An 18,591-nucleotide genomic window follows, 5' to 3' on the forward strand; every position below is an offset into this window, starting at 1 on the left:
CATTCCCCCACGGCAGTATGAAGCGAAAGCTAGCGCGCAGGTTGAGACCTCACAACCGTCGGCTCCAGCGTAGTCAAGGACATGGACTTGGGCTCGTATCCACTCGGCTCATGACACCGGCGATCGGTTGATGGATCCAGTACTCGAACCGAGTTCGACCCGTGACCCTTTCGAGGGCTCGAGCGTACATTAGAACTTGGCCTGCGAATGCGCTAAGCCGATCCGCGTCCATCGCCATCGATCCCGGAAAGCTCTTGTGGTCGATGATTGCATAGCCGTCGCCTAAATCCACAAGAAGGTCGAGACGGCCCGCGATCACTTGCAACCCTTCTTCGGCGTGGACGGGCCATTCCTTGTGTCTGGCGGCCTCACCAAAACGATCGGAAAGGAATGTCCCCAGCCGATCGCTGATCACAACCAGATCAGCAGGGGACAAATGGGGCGCTCCCCATCGGGAGAGGATTTCAGCGGCGAGCCCCTCCCTGTCCGCCCCCGCCCATGTTGGCACGTCTGCCGCGAGGAAGCGGTGAATGGCTTCGCCTAGAAGTTGGAGGTCGGGATTTCCAACCAACGTGATGCGCGGTCCTAGATCCGTAGTAGCGACGATGTGGATGTCGTCCGCTGCAACAGCGCCGTCACTCGGCCGGAGCCTGAGCGGAAGGTGCACGGCCGACGCGGTTACGGGGCGGGCATACTCCTGGGGGGATCGGACCGCGTCGGAGGCTTCGGACCGGTTCGGCGCATTCCGATTGGGGAACGGCGCACCTCCAACGCTCACCGCATTGCCAGCCAGCGAAACCAGCGGGCGATCGGCATCGTCACGTAGTTCATCGAGCCAAGCTAACGACCCACCGGTCGATGACAATCCCAGGTGATCACGTGCGCGGGTAAGGCCCACATAGAGGACCCGAGTCCGTTCTAGTCGTTCCTGGGCGAGAGCTTTGACGCCTTCAAGCGATAGAGGGGCGGAGACATCTAGGCCGACGTTCTTCTGCTGATCGCCGTAAGGCCAGGGCCAGTAGCGCAGGACGCGCGCCGCCAGCGGATCGGCCCAATCCGGCGGGGTCTCGTCCTCCGCCGTTAAGCCGAAGGGCGAGCCCTTCGCCTCGCTGTCCAGCTCGGTCAGGATGACGATGGGCCACTCCAGCCCCTTGGCGCCGTGATAGGTGAGGATGTTGACCGCGTCGGGATGGCGGCTCTGAGGCTGGCGGGCGTTCGGGCGCGTGGACAACCACTCACAGACGCCGGTCAAAGTGACGGCCTGTCTCTCGGCGTGCTGTTCCGCCTGATAGTCCACGATCATGGAACGGACCGCTTCGAGATTCTGAAGCCGCTGTTCGGAAGCTCCCCAAGCGACGACTGTTGCCAGGACGCCGGCGGCATGCAGGAGGGCGTCGAACACCTCGGCCGGGGTCAATTGCGGAGACCGTTCACGGATCTCGGCAAGAGCCGTCGAGAAGGGCAGCAACGCGATCAATCGATCTCGCGCCGTATCGTCGAAGACCGCACCGAACCAAGCCTCATCATCGTTGGCCAAACGGGCCATTTCGGCTAGCGCCAATGTATCTGAGGCGTCCGCGATCCAACGAAAGGCAGCCAAGGTAAATTCGATTTCGGGCTGATGCAGCAATCCCTCGCGTTCCACGGCGACGCGAACGCCCTTGGCCGCCAGCGCAGCTGCGAGGTCTCCTACCATGCCGTTCGATTTGCACAGGACGGCGATGTCGCCGCCGCGACACGACCGGATTGATCCGTCTCGTGCCGACACGGGCCAAGCCTCGGCCTCCTCCAACAGGCCCGCAACTCGTGACGCCAGCATCTCCGTGCGGATGCCTTTGTTCTTGCCCGACATGTCCCAGACGGAAAGCGCCGGCGGCATGGCCGTCTGCTCAACGCGCTCGCAGCCGTCAAACGTGATCTCAGCGTCGCTCATTCCGACGCGCAGCATGTTCGGTGCGATCGCCGCGTTCACGAACTCCGCGAGTTGAGGTCGCGACCGGTAGGATCGCCTCAGGTAGCCGGTCTCGCCGCCCGTCGCGGCCGTGATCGCAGCCGAGGCCGTACTGGTCAGTTCGGGATCGGCGTCCCTGAAACCATAGATCGACTGCTTAGGATCGCCGACCCAAAGATTGCGGCCAGCGATCCGCGAAAGCGCCGTGAAGATGGCGATCTGGATCGGACTGGAATCTTGGAACTCGTCGACGAAGACCGCGCCGATCAGCTCACGTAGGCGAGCCGCATTGACGGGATCGGCGATGATCTGGAGGGCTAACTTTTCCTGATCGATGAAATCGAGCAATCCCCGGGCTTGCTTGTAGTCCGCGTAAGCCGCCATGCATTGGGCGGCGCACTCGAACATCATCTCGATGTAGGTTCGAAGGTCTTGCTTGAGCGCAGGATGGCGGGGATGCACCGCCGCCGCCGCGATCACGCCCGCAAACAGTGGAGCGTCGGTCTTGGTCGCGCCCAGCTTGCACAGTCGCGCCCAGTCGTCCCATCCCAGAGGGTCTCCCGATCGCAGGATGCGCAGCGCCTTCTCGACAAGCGGCACATCCTTCTCGCGCGTGCCGCCCTTCAGGACAGCCCTGTTTCGCTGCAGGTCCTGTTCACAGGCCTCCAATGCCGCCAGAAGCGACGCGTCGAGAGCGGCGGGCGTCTCCCCCGCCCCATTCGCCGGGAGAATAGCGATCAGGCTGTCTGCGGAGCGGCGGGCGCAACGCGCCATACGGTCGGGCCTAATCCCGTTCGATCGGGCCAGATCGACAGCGCGCTTCAGATCGTCCTGCCAACCCCGCACAGTCCCACGGGACGTCGGATAGCCGCGCGCGACCATGCCGAACCGCTCAGCGGTCTGTGAAATTGCGGATCCAGCTGCTTCGATGATCGGGCCTGCCGCCCGATCGAAGATGGGCCGCTGCCGTTCCTCAGCGATCACTTCGACCACCGGCGACCGGCCAAGTTCGAAGGCGAATTCCGAGATCAGACTCCCACAGACGGAGTTGATTGTGCCGATCCGTGCCGAGAGCATGGCTGCGCCCAGCTCGGGCCGGCCTCGTTCGATCAGGCTCGCCCGAATACGCCCCGCCAGTTCGGCGGCGGCCTTCTTCGTGAAGGTCGTCGCGAGAACCCGGTGCGGCTCCATCCCCCCTTCGACCGCTTCGACGATGCTGCGAACGAGACGGTAGGTCTTTCCGGTCCCCGCGCTGGCGATGGTGGTGTCGATCTGGTTCTGGATAAATTCGGCAGTCATGCCAGCCCCTTTTGACGGCAGAGGGTGGAGTAGTCGCATCGGTCACAGCGGACTTCGCGTGCAGCGCCGAGGTCGACCGGCAAGGCGTCGGCGACGCCGTCGACGCCGGTCGCCAGGATCAGGCCTGCATCCGCGGACGCGCGCCAGATCCTCCAGTCGCCGACGACCGCGTCCCAGGTTTGAGTGAAGCTGCGCTGACCCTCGACCAGTCGACCGATCAATCCGTTCCCGGCCAGAGTAGCGAACTGGCGCTGGTTGAGCAGGAAATAGCCGGCGCGATAGGGCGCATCGCCAGCGATCATGGCCCCGTACGCCGCCAACTGGATCGCGGACCCGGCCTCCAGTTCATCGATGCGGGTTTTCTCCCGCCGGGTCCATTTGAGATCCACGATAACCGGCTGGCCGGCCGCGTCGCGAGCCACCAGATCCACCGCTCCCCGCATAGCCAGAAGAGATTCAAATGTCCCGCTGACCTGTTGCTCCATCGCTTCGACCTGAAGGTTGTTCGCGATCAAAGACTGGGCCAGCGCGGCCATGGCCCCGGGCAGGCGCCGGCGAGCATGGTTGAGATCTTCGGCGAACTGAGGGTGGCGCAACGGCGCCGCCAACTGGTCGATGCGGCCCTCGAGGAGTTCGACGGTTCGTCGCTGCGCCTCCGCCGGCGTCGGGGGCGGACCCGGTGGAAACACGTCGCGCGCCACGGCGTGAGCCAGATTGCCCAGCAGCTGATTTGCGTCCGGAATGGATTTGACCCTGCCGGGTCTCAGTCTGGCGACATGCCGGAGCGCCCACATGAGCTGGCAGGCTAGGAGGCTCTCGAGAGACGTCGCCGACTCCGTCACACTGTTCAGCCTCGTGGTGAAGGCGGGCGGCGTATTCCAGGAAATCTTCGGCACCGGCAATGCTCGATCCTGGACCGGATGGCGCGGGATCGTGACGCCCGCCATTCGGACCTCGGGAGCGTAGAGAGCGCTTTCCAGCTCGATTCGCGTCGACAGGACGTCAAGTGCGGGTTTCAACCTGTGAGCCAGGGGATGAAGGTTGCCTTCAGACTGACGATCGAGCCCGGCGGCGACCAGGATCACTCTGGTACGCGCATTCAGGATCGCCCGCTCCCAGGCAACGCTCGCCGCCCGAGCCGAGAGCGCAACTTGGTCCGCGGGACAATCCGCTCGTTCCAGTTCGGTGCGTTCGGCCTCTGTCCAGGGCGCACGCTGAGTTCCCTCAGCAGTGCTTTCGAACCTCCACCAGGCCACTGAACCGACGGGAGCCCAGACAGCGCCCGGGTGGGTGACGGATCGCCAGTTGGCTGCCTCGGGTCGGACGCCCGGATTGGCTTGCCCCGCATCCAGGGCCTGATCGATGACCCGTTCGACCAGGAGCCGGGGGAGGCGTTCGTAGTTCAAGGCGGCCAAGGCCGCGCGAACCTCTCCTGCGAGGGCGGCCGTGGCTGCGTGCAGGACATCTCCTGTAGCCGCGAAGCGAAGGACCGCCCAAGTCGCAACCCGGTCGCAGATCAGTAACGCCTGGGCCAGAGGCATGCCGCTTATGGGATCGGCCAAAGCCGGCTCGGCCCATGCCCGCCACTGCGATAGCTTGGGCTCGATATCGGCCAGCTTGTCCGCATCGCCGGCCGCCCGGTCTCGCTCTGTCTGCGCCACTTCGACCCAGGCCGAGTTCCAGGGATCCCCACCCCGACCCGGCGCTTCTTCCAGAGCCGACGCGAGCCTGCGGGCGGCGCGCGGTGAGATGGGAGAATCGGGAAAGACTAGGAGCTCCATCAGGGCGTGAGGATCGAACGGCGACCATGCGCCCTTGAAGGCCAGCAACAGGAGTTGCAGCGAACCCCGATGGGCCGAAGACTGGCTGCGCCCGGCCTGGGGCTGCCCTGTCCCTGTCAAGCCATGGTCCAGGAGCGCGGTGTCTCCTCCCTGCGCCACGAGAACCAGTCCGGGGTCGGTCTGGGCGGCGATCCATTGACCGAAAACTTCCGCCGCGAGCGGCTCGCTGGTGGCCGTCACCAGAGTGAGGGTTTCGTCGGGCCCCGAGAGCAGATCGGCGGAGCCGAGCATCCAGCGCTGGAGTTTGCCCAGGGCGGTGTTCGCCGGCGCGCTGGCTGCGAGCGGCACGGCCTCGATCACGCAACCGAGCGCCTGCAGGCGCTGGATCAGTCGTCGCAGGGGCGAAACCAGGAGATGGATGGGATCAATCAGCCTAATCCGCGTGAGAGGCGGCGTCGCTCGTCCTTCCAAAGACTGGAGGAGGTTCGCGAGCCTGTCCGGGAGACCAGGGGGCACATCGACCATCTGTCGGCAGGCGGCCGCGAGATGGGCTAGGCGAACCTCGCACCAGTCCCGATCCGGCCTCCAGCCCAATCCGATCAGCTCATCCCGCCAAGCGAGCAAGGTCCGCGCTGTCGACCACGGGTCCATGGCGAACGACTCGGCCCAGAAGTAGCGCCCATCCAACGTTTCGAGCGCAGCCTGAAAGGCAGCGACCCGCACTACCTGTGGCCGCGCCGGCCCGCCTAGACCGAGTACGGTCTCAAGGATCTCAACGAGCCCAACGGTGCCGACGACGGGCTGGCCCAGGGCACCCTGCGCGCTTCCGCCATGATCGGGGCTCGCAGAGCCTTGAACCCATGCGCCAAAAACCAAATCCATCCCCGTCGCCTTTCCGGCTTATGTTTTCCGCTGAGCCCAGACCGGGGTCTGTGATTGCCCAGCCGCAATCAACTTATGATTGACGCGGCCGAAATCCACTCTTTTCGTGAAGCTCCCGCTCGCGACCCGAGGCGATGGACTGAACCGCCAGCAACCACGTTTCGTCCGCGTCCCCGAACCCGGTGACCGCTCGCTCGAAAGCAGCGGGCACAGACCCGTTCGTGATCCACGCCGCAGTGATGCGTCAGTACAGAGCCTTGAACCACCGCGTGAGGGTGTCGAACCAGTTTAAGCGCCGAACGGGTTCAATCGTAGGCTCCGTCTTCGCCGTGATCGCCGCATCCTGCGCTTCCAGGAAGCGGCGGATATCAAACCCCGGATCGCCGACCGCCTTGGGCGGATAGTGCGGGCAGGTCTTTCCGAGCCGTCGACGGAGCCGGTCGGAGGGTGCCACTGTTCCCAGGTTCGCATCGTAGGCCAGGTAGGCACTTCTGATCGGCGCGCGATGCCAAGGCGTCACCATCTGGACGAGCAGACCGACGGCGGTGGAGGCCAGAACGCCATTCGGCCAGACAACCTGGGGCTTGCTTCCTGCATCGCCGTATCGTTTCGCCTCGGCTTCCAGCGCCTCGTCGGTAATCACGCCGAGACACCTGAGACAGGGCTCGCCCGGCGAGGAAAGAACAACCTGACCTGCGACCAGGTATTCGCCCGTGGCGGCCAGCTGGTGAACGTCCATACCCATGTCGATGTAGGGGATCATGAACCGGCGACAGAAGGCTTCCAGCTCATCCTTGGAGCGGATGTTGTCGACCCCTCCGATGATGAGGTCGCAGCCCTTCAGAGCGTCCCCGACGACCTGCCATCTCGCCTGATGGCCGGAGATCCGAGCCTGCGGGTTCACACCGAGGATCACCCGTTTCGAGATTTCGAGCTTGGACCGCTTGGCGATGATGTCCGCGAAGGTCGCGCCCACCAATCGGTTCAGGTTCGTGAGTGAGATCAGATCGTCATCGACGAGCACATATCCGCCGACGCCCAGATGGGCGAGCTGTTGCGCGACATGGGAATTGCCGCCTCCGAGGCCGACGAGACCGACGGTCAGGCCGGCAAGGACGGCATCGCTGTCGACGCCCAGGAAACTCTGTCTGTCCAGCCAGCTCATTGTGTCCCCCAAGTCCGCTTCAGCGGCGCATCCGTGCGAATGAAAAGATCGATTTCGGAGCGCGTTCGCTTGCCGTCGGTCCAGAGAATGCCGCTGGCGTCATCATCGCTAAGAACCAGCAATCCGTGCGGCATGCGAGGCGTGGTTTCAAAGAAGCCCGGAACGAAATCCGCCGCGCTCGCGAGATCCACGTGGCTGAACGCGGGGCGGCCTCGTCCTCCGTGCGTGTGGACATGCAGGAGCGTCGCCGCCGGCCGATAGGCCGACTGGACGGCCTTGCGCATGGCGTTGGAGCCGATCCGGGCACCGACGCGAGGATCGAACTCGTAGTCCTCATCGGCCACGGGTTGATAGTCGCGAACAAGCATCATCAAATCCTCCCCCATGCCGACGGCCCCTGCCGTCAGGAACCCCACGCGCTCGTGAGCGAAAGCGTGGGGCCGGATCAGGTCCCGGCGGATTTCATCAAGGACCTCGCCGCGAATTTTCAGGGTCACTTTCATCGCAAGGGCCTCAGGTGAGCGCCGAGGATCTCGTCCCAGGGCAAGGAAGGCATGACGCCGTTCCAGGACATGGCGTGCCAGAGGGAGCCCATGATGTTGTGTGCGGTCCAGTTCCGCCCTCGAGCGGGAAACGCCCGAGAAAAGAACAGCCTCGTGGGATAGCCGCTGTGTGTCCGAGGAGCGAGGAGGGCGTTGACCGTGACCATTGCTCCCTGATGCTCGACCTTCAACTCGGGCAGGTGGACGAGCGGTTGCCCGCCATCTTCCCAAAGCTCAGCCCGGCGACAGATTCGGCGCAGGCCGCGAATTTCGGTCGCGGGATCCCTCACGACGACTGCCCGACCGGCGGGTGCGACGAAAACTCCATCCCCTCGCGAACCTTGACCTGTTCGCCCGCCTTCAGCTCGCGGAATTCACCGTCGTTCTCGATCAGATCGAGTTTGTATCCGCTCGGCACTGAGAAGACGCCGAGCAACTCCTCCGTGGTGTAGGCGCGACGCTCGAGGTCATACGGAGCCTCCTTGTAGAAGACCGTGACGGTCTTGCGGATCGTCCGAAGCTTGAAACGCTCGACGCCAGCGGCCGATAGATCGACCTCTTCATCGTCGTCGAGCACCCGGTCACCGTCGTCGCCGTCAAGGATCAGAATCTGGTCGTCCTTAGCGCCGGCGAGGAACTTAATGTGACGTGCGGCGAGCTTGTCGCGCGGCCACTCCATGGCCAGGCCCTCCACCGTGAACCGGTGGTTGCTGCTCCCGCGCACGATGAAGAACCGCTCCACGCCCGACTCGGTGAGATCGACCGGCTCAGTCGGCCGAAGGGATTCGATTTCGCCCGTCTTCAAATGCCGCAGGACCGCGAAGTCTTCGATCGGGCGCTTGCCGGCGGCTTCCGCGATCTGAAGTCCGACGACCTTGCGGTCATCGAGGCGAACGAGACGAACTTCGAATGTCTCGTCACTGATCTCGATCCGGTAGCCGCCGGCATCGGCTCGATCGAGGGCGACATCCTCCGGGGAAGCGGTGGTCTGCATCGTGGTGGTTCCTTGTGCCGGGATGGCTCAAGCATTCAGCCACACCCCTGCCCAAGAGTCGATTCATGGCATCATTAAATATCGGTAATGTTTGCAGTGTACACGCTCAGTGTCAGCCCGATTGACACACTCCAGCTAACGTTGTCTGTTTGTTCACATGTCCGACATGGAAATATACAGGCTGCTCGGCCTCGCGGTGGCAAAGCGGCGAACCGACAAGAAGCTGACTCAGGCCGAGGTGGCGGCCAAAATTGGGCTTACACGCGCGTCTTTGGCCAATATCGAAACGGGACGACAGAAAGTCATGCTCCATCACCTCTATCGCTTGGCGACGGCGCTTGATTGTGAATCGATCCTGGATCTGGCGCCCTCGACCTTCGTCTTCTCCGATGAGAGCGAGCCGGTGGTGTTCTACGGAAGCAACGTCAGCGACCAGCAGCGCGCACAGCTCGAGCATTTCATTCGTACCGTAGGAACGCGGTAGGAATGGCTCGCAAGGAACAAGCTCGCCAAAAGGCGAGAGAGTTGGTCGCTCGCTTCGGTGTGCAGTCCGTGCCGGTCCCCATCGATCGTATCGCTCGGGGTCTGGGCGTAACCGTGCAGTATGCGCCGTTCGACGGTGAACTGTCGGGCATGGCATTCATCAAAGACGGCAAGCCGATGATTGGGATCAACTCGCTGCATACAGCCTCACGTCAACGCTTCACCCTTGCTCATGAGTTGGCCCATCACATCCTGCATCGTGAAAAGCTGGAGACGGACGGCGTTCACGTCGACAAGGGAATTCTGCGCCGCGACTCGCTGACGTCTGAAGGTACGGACGAGTCTGAGATCGAGGCGAACAATTTCGCTGCTGAGCTGCTTATGCCCGAAGGACTGCTAGACGTGGTTCTCGGTGGTCGAAATGTCGATCTGGAAGATGAAGAGGCGGTCGCTGCGGCAGCGCGGAAGTTCCGCGTCAGTTCGACAGCGCTGCAGTTCCGGCTTCAGCGGTCCTAGGCGACATCAGGTGGGTGGCTTCGTCATCTACGATCTGGAGACGACCGGTCTTCACCCGCGCTTTGATCAGATCCTGCAGTTCGCGGCGATCCGCACTGACGAGGAGCTCAATCCTATCGAAGAGGTCGAACTCCGTGGCCGGCTTCTCCCGAACCTCGTACCGTCCCCGTCCGCGCTGGACATCACGGGAGCCCGTCTGGAGGACATCTCCGATCCTGAGCGACCCAGTCATTTCGATCTGACCTGCAAAGTCCACGATACCTTGACCCAGTGGTCGCCCGCGATGTTCCTGGGCTTCAACTCCATAAAGTTCGACGAAGAATTTTTGCGGCAGGCATTTTATATGTGCCTCAAGCAGCCGATCTACGTCACCAACGCGCCGGGCAACACGCGCGGCGACGTCATAAAGCTCGCGCGCGCGGCCGCAATACTCAGTCCTCAGGCCTTGAAGGTACCGACCAACGAGCAAGGCCGGCGCGCATTTGCTCTGACGGGCTTGGCAAAGGCAAACGGCATAGATCCTGGACGTCCTCACGAGGCGATGTCAGACGCCCGGACCACGCTCGCTTTGTGCCGACTTATCCGCGAAGCGAACCCGGAACTCTGGTCCAGCTTCATGCGGTTCGCCAACAAAAGCGCAACGCTAAATTTCATCCGCGATCAGGAGGCGTTCGGGGTGTTCGAGACAGCCGGGGGGGCTGCCGATTATCGATGCGCGAGCCGGATCGGCGTCAGCTCAAATGATCCAAACGCACACTTCGTACTTGATCTCGGTCATGACGTAGAGCGGCTTCGAGGCCTAAACCACACAGAGTTGATCGGTGCAATCCGGGACGAAAGGGCGGTATGGAAGCTGAAAATCAATGCTTCTCCGATCCTGACAGAGATCTGGGAAATAGAATCGCATCTTCCGGACGGCCAGTCAGAACCCACGATACTGGAGCTGGCTCAGAGCGTGAGAAGCGATCCGGAGTTTCTCCGACGCCTGAACGCCGCGGCAGTCGAAAGCGAACCCGTTTGGCCGCCGTCGCCCTACGTAGAGACTCAAATCTACAACGACTTCGTCACTGACCCTGACGCTGCTCGCTGCCGGACGTTTCATACCCTGCCTTGGGATGAGCGTGTCGCTCATGCCGCGACATTCCAAGACCCACGACTTCGTCGGATCGCACAGAGGCTCATCTTCTTCGAGCGACCCGAACTGATGAGCGAGGCCCGCCGGGCCGCGCTCGCCGCCGAAATCGAGCGGCGGGTCTGCGGCCTGGTTCCCGATGCGCCTTGGCTAACCATCCCCAAAGCGCTCGATGAGATCCAGATCATTCTGGATGACAGTCTAGAGCTGACCACTCACCATCCGCTTCTGGCCCTTAAGGCCGCGCTTTCCGATAGACTTGCCCGGATGGTCGGCTAGACGCCCGGGTCGATTGTCGAGCCTTCAAGGCTCGGTCAGGAAGGCCTCGTCCTGATCCGTCACCTCGCGCTGGCGGGAATCATCCGCGCCCCAGCCGTTGGCGCCTCCGAGCCGAACGGCGGCCCAGAGGATCGTGCGCCGCAGTGGATCGACGCCGCGATTGGCGAGTGCCTCGCGAAAGACGTCGTCGGCCTCCCTCCGACCGTACGGGGTCAAACGAGTTCGCCCGTCGTGCCGCTTTTTCCAATGGCCGCTTCCTGATGTGGCGTAGAGAAAATCATGAACGATTGCAGCCTTAGCCCACGGCCCATCAGGCGGCAGGATGATCCAGCACCATCGGGGGATGGACGCCAGATCACTGACAAACCCGGCCGGCACCGTGATCCGGTCTCCGCAGGCTCCCGTCGTGTAAACAAGATCCCTCTGTAGTCCCCAGAGGCTACGCGCGGCCTTGATTGAAGGAGAGAATTTGTTGTCGAGCAAGACCAGCACAAGCTTGCCGCCAAACCGATCTGACCAAGTTGGTTCGGTATCCTTTGCTGTTGTACCCGGCATGGCACCTCCTTCATCCGCAGCTACAGGCTAGGTGGAGCCTTCGTCGGGTCGAAACCAAAGAAGCGACAGAGTTCATACCCCCGGGTGGCGGTCGCGCGATCACTATCCCAAAGACCAAGAAAAGCTCGGACGCAGGAAGCGTGAGGGACGTTTGCTTCCTTGAGCTCTTCAATCCCGTCTAGGACGGCTTGAGACGCGCCGCCCCGGTCTCGCTCGGCGAGCAAATTACCGGCTGCTGCGATCATTTGCGCGCGGATGACATGGATGCCGTCTCGTTTGTTGAGCCCGAGAAAATCAATGATGACCTGTCCCCGAAGAGCCTTTGCTCCTGAATTGTGTCGAGGAACGGCAGTGGTCAGGATGAAGGTAACCAGATCTTCCGGATCCTCATCCGTGTCGCCTAGCGGATAGCAGAGCAGAGCTTCTTCCGCAGCCAGAAGGTCCGCTGTTGCGGTGGCTTGAGCGCGAGGTTGCGTGACCGGGAAGAAGTTAAGTTTGAAGATCGTGTTGCAGACCTTGCAGGACGCCGCATAGTTCTGAAGCTCGTAGGCGAGCCAGTAGTAGCCAGCATCCGACGCCTGGCCGAGGTCGACCTCATAGGCGAGCTCGGGGTGACGTCCTGGATCGGGCCATATTGCGACGTTGGATTTGGGCCTGAAGTGCTCCAGATCCCAAGCGACGGGTCCGTATAGCCCCCCCTCAAACCTTTGCTCACAGAAGATGCATTTCTCATGCTGCAGCTTCATGAAGACCGGTTTTACGGTGCTCCAGATGGCTGAACGCTCCGCGTACCTAGCCTTTTTGATCAGTTTTTCGGTGCGTTCAGCAGCTTTGGCTTTCCAACGACGATCCAGGCGCGCGATGGCTTTCTCCACCTCGGTTGCGTCGTAAGGATAGCGGATCATTCAGGCCCGCTCGTTCCCGCCGATCCTGATGGCGCCGTGACCTTTTTGAGGAACTCCAAAGCCGCCGATGCTTCTCCATTTGCAGCCCGACGGAACAGAGCCTCTGACTCGGTTTGAAATGCCGAAGCTCGGGTCGTGGTCAGACCGAAATAGGACGACAACAGAACATGTTCGACACTCTGGCCGTAAACATGCTCGTCGATCTGATCGACAATGGCGGTACCATTGCCGTCTCTGTCCGTAATGAAAATATTCTCCCGCTTAACGCTGCTCGCCACGAGAGGGCTGTGAGAACTGAAAACAAACTGAAGCTTTGGAAAAGCACTGGATAAACGGGGCACGACCTCCCGTTGCCAGGCGGGATGAAGATGAAGGTCGATTTCATCGACCAGTACGATGCCGGAAATATCCGAGAGCTTCGTGCGATCTGGAGCAACATCAACCAGGTGGCCAATAAGATCACCGACCCAACCAATGAAGGCCTTGTAGCCATCGGAGAGCGCGCTGAAAGGCGTGGGCACGCCCTCAAAGTTGAAGAGGAATTGCTCGTCCTCCGCCAAAAATTCACCTGCGAACTGCACGCTGTCCGGCAACACGCTGCCCATGAGATTCACCGCCTCGGTAAAGCGCTCAGGTCGGCGCTCCAACCGGGTCAGCCACGTCGTGAGAGGCCGCAGCGCGACATGATCTTCGAATAATCCCGCGATCCTCTGATACCTCAAGCCTCTGGAGCGCCGCGCACTGCTTTCGGAAAAATCGCTCGTTTCAACACGACGGGTCGCGCCATAGCCGACGACAAAAAACGCAGACGAGTAGTCCTCATCGAGTAGTGGCTCGATTGGGGAATTGGGAGTCCGTTTGAGTGTCAGCTTATCGAGATTGCCGCGTTCAGGCGCCTCCAGCCTGGCCAATAGCTCAACGTCGCCTTTCAGTCCTGCGTGCCGCTCGTGGCGATCAGGCTGCCCTTTGACCTTGAGTAAGCACTCCTTGATGGGCGGCGTTCCAGGCGCCTGCCTGCGCACGAGCCGGTAAGGAACGAAACCGGAGCGCATTAAGGCAGGGGCTAGCACGGCAATCGCGAGGCCCCGCAAAACTGACGACTTTCCGCCGCCGTTGTCCCCCAGGATCAAGTTGATGTTGGAGATTTCCGAAGCGCCAGCGCTACGACGGCCAGGGTATTGTAGATCGAGCTTCGCCTTCTGGAAGCACTTGAAATCGTAGATGGATAGCGATTTTGCGTACACGCGAGACCTCGGCAGGAGGCCGCAACCTAACATTCGTCGAATGAGTCCGATACCGCCGCAGAAGGCCATCGTCTCCCGCTTCTCGATTCAACGGCAGGAAGCGGGGGTTGGATCTGATTTGCTCGTTTGGCCAAATCGTCGTGCGACCGTCGCAGGCTGGATGAGCAGTAGCCCACGGTTGACTTGTGCAGCGCCCACACCGCCCCTCCTTTAAGGCGACAGCCAGGACCAGATGGTCAGTCCGAACATCGCGGCGGTGGCTAGGACCAGGAGCACGATGAGGAGACTCTCCACGCGATCGCGCTGACGCATGCGTCGCCGCCCGTCTCAACCTGGCGAGTTGGCCTGCAACTCAGAAGACATGCGCTTTGACACCGACCGGATTGTGCAGGGGCGGTTGGAAAGAAAGGGGAAGAAGGCCTGCGGCATGGGCGGCGGCGAGACGGGGCGCTCCACGCACGAGCATGCCGCACAGGTGGTTTCCGAACGTGGTCATGGCGGGATGGTCGAGCGCCGTCTGATAGGCGAGGCCCTGAAACTGGATGAAGGCATGGCGCAGCCGGCCGTTACATCTGACCCGATGAACCGATGCGCCGATCGCGCCGTCTGTTGCCAGCCCCATCATATCTCCTGGCAGAACGATGACGCAGCCGGATGGGGCATCAACAGAGCTCCAATCGTCACGATGATTCCGAACTTCCAACCCCGGTTCGTCACTGATGATGAGGGCGATGAACTCATAGTCGGTGTGAGCCTTGCTAATTTCCAATTCGCCCGGCCGGTACCGGAGCAATCTGGTAATAGAACAGGTCTGGCCTGACAGTGCCGAGCGGGGCCACCCGGGCGCACCGAACTCGGCGGAAATCGCGTCCCAGAGCGCAAACGCGATATGACTGGCAAGCTGTCGGAGCGAAGCGGTTACACCGGCGACCCTACGCTGCAGGCCAACGTCGCCGAGAGACATTGGGGACCCTACCAACCCGCTCGGCGCGATCGAGGCCGGAGTCGCGAGGAAGTCGAACGATGCATAGCCGCGGCGTCGTTGGCCTGTGAACGAGGCTGGGACCTTACTCCTCATTGCAAGAAGATCGTCAGTCTCGGCTTCGGACGGCGTGTAACCCATTGGATCGAACCCGTCAGGGACCAGGGCGGCGCGATCAGCCAAGGGTTGGTCGTAAAAATCTTGAACCGCCTCGACTGCGAGGCGTCCTAAACCCGACTTCAACGGCCATACGAGGAAGCCGTTTTCCTGAAGGTCCGACAGGTTGGGCAGATACTTGTGTCGAATGTTCACAGAACCAGACCCACCGTCGTTATCGACTGGCCGTGGACCTTCGGCGTGGCGGCGAACATGGCTTTGGCGCCTAGAGACTGCGTCGGGCCGTAGAATCTCGAATATTTGACAAACCGAGTCTCGCTCGTCGGCTCATCCGCTTCGCGCAAAAGGGTTGAGGCGAGCGTCCGAGAACCGACGTCAGCCTGAATGATCCATGGACGCCCTGATTTCATTTCCGCGCGGATGTCGTCGAGCTTCTTGGCAAAGCCGTTGTCGGCTGTGCGCCAAACCGATTGGCTACCCCAGTTCACGGAAACGTCCGACCCGGCATATTTCACGAAGTATCGGCGCTTCGAAGCGGGTAAATTCACCAAGTCTTCCAACGACAGCCAATCGCCCTCGGGGGTTCTGAATCCGTCCAGTGCCAAGGGGTAGGTATAGGCCAAGAGTTCGCGCACAGCCTCAGGAAACCGATCTCGCGTCATCTCCCAGAACGGCAGTGCGAGGGGGGCCTTCTGATCGAACAGAATGATCGGCGGCAGGTCGAAAATGGCCTCGCCGGCCGCTGCTTGTCGAAGCCTTTGCTTGAAGCGGTTCTCCGCCACGAGTCCGAACACGGAGTGGCTTCGCACCAGATCGCATCGCGCGTTGTCGACGTCTGCCGAGTAGCCCCAGTAGCGAAGCGGCGGCGCCGTGGTGGCCATGTGATAGCGGATGGAGGCTGGAGCCGAGGCGTTGTCTAGAAGATGGAGCACGCTCGGATGATCCGATCCTGTCAGGGCGATCACCTCCCTGACGAAGGCCTCTGCCGGTCGATAGGCCTCGAGGCGATCTTCGGCACGCCCGGAGGCGATGTAGAGATCCTTCAGAAGCTGCAAGTCTCCCCAACCCGACCCCGGACACTGGATTTCGACGACCCGGCCGTCCGCGCCTTCGTCGGTCCGAAAGAACTGCGGGCGCCGATAGACGGCCTCGGGCAGGCTCCGATGGAACGCACGGCGCAACGAGACCGGCGTGTCGTTCATCAGCCATCGATAGACCTCTGCACCTTGCTGGCCGCTCAAGGCCTCGCTGAAGATGTCGAGGCAAATCTTGAAAAAGGTCTCAAACGTCGCAAGCGGGGGAGACGTCGCCCAAGCAGGTGGCTGGCGCACCGGCTCGGCGCAGCAGTGAAACGACAGCGCCAACTGTGTGCCAGTCTTACGCGCGAGCAATTTGTCGGCGACCTCGTAAAACGCACGACCACCCAAGGTCGGCGCCGGATCCGAACATGACGGAGGCCCGTTCAGAGGTTCAGTCCAGGTGATAGCGTCTCCGGGAGAGTGGGCCGGTCGACCTCGAATGCCGCGATCGGGTAAGAGCAATAGTCGGTCGACATGAAGCCGGCGGACCGGAAATTGCCGCTCTGTTTGACGCCGCCAAACGGGGCGAACATCGTGGCGCCGGTGAGTTGCTGGTTCCAGTTGACGATGCCCGCCCGTACTTCGCGAAGGTACCGCTCGTAGTTGTCGGCGCTACGGGTGACGATCCCCGCCGCCAAGCCGAACCGCGTCTGGTTCGAGAGCGCGATGGCTTCCTCAAGGGTCGCAGCGGTGTAGACCTTCAAAACCGGCCCGAATATCTCTTCATCGTGATCGGCTGGACAACCTGTGACATCCACAAGACCAGGCGAGACCAGCGTGCCCCAAGGTCCTCCTTTGGCGGGCGCGACCCAGGTCTTAGCGCCAGCCGCCGCAAGCGCCTCGTACCTCGTCAGCGCTACTTCCGCCGCTCGCGGTCGGATCACCGGGCCGTAGTAGGGCTCAGGCGTATCGGCGTGGTGACCGATTCGCAGCTTGTTCAAAATTTCGGCCAGCCGCGGCAGCAGACGCGTATCGCCTTCCGGAACGATTAGACGTCGCGCCGCAGAGCACCGTTGACCCGCAGTGACCATTGAGGACTGCAGCGCGATGTGAGCGGCGACATCAAGGTCGTCGTAGTCCCAGACGACGAGCGGGCTGTTCCCGCCCATCTCCAAGGCCACGATCTTTTCGGGATGTTCGACCAGGGCGCGTAAGATGCCGATCCCGCCCGAATGACTGCCGACGAACAGCACGCCGTCGATGTCGCCGTGGGTGACGAGCGCCTCGCCGACATCCCGACCGCCCGACAGACAGTTCAGGACGCCCGGGGGCAGACCCGCCTCCTGCCAGATCGTCGACATAACCAGACCAGAGAGAGGCGTCAGTTCACTGGGCTTAAACACCACGGTGTTGCCGGCCAACAGCGCCGGCATGATGTGGCTGTTGCCCATGCTCATCGGAAAATTGAACGGGCCCAAAACCACCATCACGCCGTGAGGCAGGAACCGGGTACGCGAGATCATGCCCCGGACCTCGCGCGAGGACTCTCCGGCGCGCGTCCTGAATGCTTCGACCGTCGCATCGACCTTCGAGGCCAAACTATTCACCTCGACCCGAGCATCCCAGAGAGGCTTTCCGTTCTCACGCGATATCAACTGCGCCAGCTCATCGGCCCGTTCCCGAACGCGGATCGCGAACCGCTCCAGACACTCGCTTCGCACTTCAGGTGGCGTTGTACTCCAGCCCCGAAACGCTGCCCGTGCAGCTTGAACAGCAGCATCAACCTCTTCGATCCCCGCCCCGGTGGCGTGCCAGTGTTCGGAGCCCGTGAATGGGTCGAGAGAGATGACTTCCTTGCCTGCGCCACGAGGGGTGAAGGCCCTGCCGCCGACAAGGCATGACATCTGATCGGCGTTCATGGTTCAGTCTCCGTGACTTCGCGTGCCGGGCTCGCAGGCGGAGCGGCGACCGGCGTTTGCGCGTGCGGACCGCCCTTCGCTAGCGACACAGCTATGCTCGGCGCGGAAGGTGCAATCGCCGTCGCCGGCGGTGTCGGCGCCATTTGGAGGGCCGCGCCGATGACCAGAATAATGGCGCCGAGCATCGTCAAGATGCTTCCTTGGCGCATCGTGGCGTGACAACGGACATTGTTGATCGCCATGCCGTAGATTTGCCGGGCGGAGTCTTTGAAATACCTTTCGGCAGACATCGTCAGAAGCGCCGTTTCATACGCTTCCCAGTCTGCGTAAGCCGTAATTCCGTTTAACGAACGGACGTTGGGCGAGCCCGGCGCCTGACTTCTTCTGCTGTTGGGAAAATCTCTGAGAAACCACAGGCAGATCAAAAGACCGGCGCAGAGAGCGATGAGCGCGGTCACGAGGCAGGCCAGGCTAAAGGTCGTTCTCGGTCCATCCTTGAACAGGAAGGTAAGAGCGGTGATCAGCAGGCCGTTGATGGTTGCCAGCACCTGGACCCGCGCATCGTTCCACGCATAGAGCCGGTACTGCTTGTCAATCATATCGTTGAGCCAAGGGATGCGTTCCGAAACCATCGACGGCGGGACGGCCGGGGGGCGTGAAACGCCTCCCTTCTTGACCGCCTGAGATTGCACGACGCCAGCCGTCTTTGCGGTGGGAGGCTCGTTGACTGGAGCGGGCTGGGTCAGCATGGCTTGAGCTGATAATACCACTGATCTTCGAGGATCACACGGCAAATCGAGGAAGGGACCGGGCGGCCTAAGTACGC

General features: G+C 61.9%; 15 protein-coding genes. 3 read left to right on the forward strand and 12 right to left on the reverse strand.

Features of this window, described 5'->3' with window-relative positions; all coding sequences use genetic code 11:
* Positions 1–73 precede the first annotated feature (73 nt).
* The 5 genes from ACQY68_RS16695 to ACQY68_RS16715 form a co-directional block, all read right to left on the reverse strand.
* Positions 74–3,250 carry a UvrD-helicase domain-containing protein gene (locus tag ACQY68_RS16695; RefSeq protein WP_428150902.1) on the reverse strand — a complete coding sequence of 1,059 codons (3,177 nt, stop codon included), beginning with the start codon at positions 3,248–3,250 and terminating at the stop codon, positions 74–76.
* Positions 3,247–5,913, reverse strand: coding sequence for a RecB family exonuclease (locus tag ACQY68_RS16700; protein WP_428150903.1), 2,667 nt, complete (start codon positions 5,911–5,913; stop codon positions 3,247–3,249). Before ACQY68_RS16700 ends, ACQY68_RS16695 begins: the two co-directional genes overlap by 4 nt.
* Positions 5,914–6,157: 244 nt before the next feature.
* A complete protein-coding gene (locus tag ACQY68_RS16705) occupies positions 6,158–7,078 on the reverse strand; it encodes a HesA/MoeB/ThiF family protein (protein WP_428150904.1) in 921 nt (306 codons plus the stop codon).
* On the reverse strand, positions 7,075–7,581 hold the full coding sequence (locus tag ACQY68_RS16710; protein ID WP_428150905.1) for a hypothetical protein: 507 nt from the start codon (positions 7,579–7,581) through the stop codon (positions 7,075–7,077). The genes ACQY68_RS16705 and ACQY68_RS16710 overlap by 4 nt, the downstream gene beginning before the upstream one ends.
* A 325-nt stretch (positions 7,582–7,906) precedes the next feature.
* Complete coding sequence (locus ACQY68_RS16715; RefSeq protein WP_428150906.1) at positions 7,907–8,614, reverse strand: multiubiquitin domain-containing protein; 708 nt, start codon at positions 8,612–8,614, stop codon at positions 7,907–7,909.
* Positions 8,615–8,771: 157 nt separating this feature from the next.
* On the opposite strand from ACQY68_RS16715, the gene ACQY68_RS16720 reads away from it, so the two are divergent.
* From ACQY68_RS16720 to ACQY68_RS16730, 3 genes are read left to right on the forward strand one after another with little or no spacing between them, the layout of a single operon-like run.
* The gene (locus ACQY68_RS16720; protein WP_428150907.1) at positions 8,772–9,098 is read left to right on the forward strand and encodes a helix-turn-helix domain-containing protein; all 327 of its coding nucleotides are present in this window, start codon (positions 8,772–8,774) and stop codon (positions 9,096–9,098) included.
* Between the two features lie 2 nt (positions 9,099–9,100).
* The gene (locus ACQY68_RS16725) at positions 9,101–9,613 is read left to right on the forward strand and encodes an ImmA/IrrE family metallo-endopeptidase (protein ID WP_428150908.1); all 513 of its coding nucleotides are present in this window, start codon (positions 9,101–9,103) and stop codon (positions 9,611–9,613) included.
* A gap of 10 nt (positions 9,614–9,623) precedes the next feature.
* Complete coding sequence (locus ACQY68_RS16730; protein ID WP_428150909.1) at positions 9,624–11,024, forward strand: exonuclease domain-containing protein; 1,401 nt, start codon at positions 9,624–9,626, stop codon at positions 11,022–11,024.
* A 24-nt stretch (positions 11,025–11,048) separates the two neighbouring features.
* Here ACQY68_RS16730 and ACQY68_RS16735 read toward each other — a convergent pair whose 3' ends face one another.
* From ACQY68_RS16735 to ACQY68_RS16765, 7 genes are all read right to left on the reverse strand, one after another.
* Positions 11,049–11,579 (reverse strand): DUF1353 domain-containing protein, encoded by a 531-nt coding sequence (locus ACQY68_RS16735; protein ID WP_428150910.1) that lies wholly within the window; start codon positions 11,577–11,579, stop codon positions 11,049–11,051.
* A 20-nt stretch (positions 11,580–11,599) separates the two neighbouring features.
* Entirely contained in the window at positions 11,600–12,484 is an 885-nt protein-coding gene (locus tag ACQY68_RS16740) for a hypothetical protein (RefSeq protein ID WP_428150911.1), read from the reverse strand.
* Positions 12,481–13,728: an AAA family ATPase gene (locus tag ACQY68_RS16745; protein ID WP_428150912.1), complete on the reverse strand. Its 1,248-nt coding sequence runs from the start codon at positions 13,726–13,728 to the stop codon at positions 12,481–12,483. Before ACQY68_RS16745 ends, ACQY68_RS16740 begins: the two co-directional genes overlap by 4 nt.
* Positions 13,729–14,080: 352 nt before the next feature.
* Positions 14,081–15,022 carry a 2OG-Fe(II) oxygenase family protein gene (locus ACQY68_RS16750; protein WP_428150913.1) on the reverse strand — a complete coding sequence of 314 codons (942 nt, stop codon included), beginning with the start codon at positions 15,020–15,022 and terminating at the stop codon, positions 14,081–14,083.
* On the reverse strand, positions 15,019–16,254 hold the full coding sequence (locus ACQY68_RS16755; RefSeq protein ID WP_428150914.1) for a hypothetical protein: 1,236 nt from the start codon (positions 16,252–16,254) through the stop codon (positions 15,019–15,021). The genes ACQY68_RS16750 and ACQY68_RS16755 overlap by 4 nt, the downstream gene beginning before the upstream one ends.
* A 35-nt stretch (positions 16,255–16,289) precedes the next feature.
* Positions 16,290–17,765 (reverse strand): succinylglutamate-semialdehyde dehydrogenase, encoded by a 1,476-nt coding sequence (locus ACQY68_RS16760; protein ID WP_428150915.1) that lies wholly within the window; start codon positions 17,763–17,765, stop codon positions 16,290–16,292.
* Positions 17,762–18,514: a hypothetical protein gene (locus ACQY68_RS16765; RefSeq protein WP_428150916.1), complete on the reverse strand. Its 753-nt coding sequence runs from the start codon at positions 18,512–18,514 to the stop codon at positions 17,762–17,764. Before ACQY68_RS16765 ends, ACQY68_RS16760 begins: the two co-directional genes overlap by 4 nt.
* Between the last annotated feature and the right edge of the window lie 77 nt (positions 18,515–18,591).

Source organism: Brevundimonas sp., from assembly GCF_965278935.1.
Lineage (GTDB): Bacteria > Pseudomonadota > Alphaproteobacteria > Caulobacterales > Caulobacteraceae > Brevundimonas.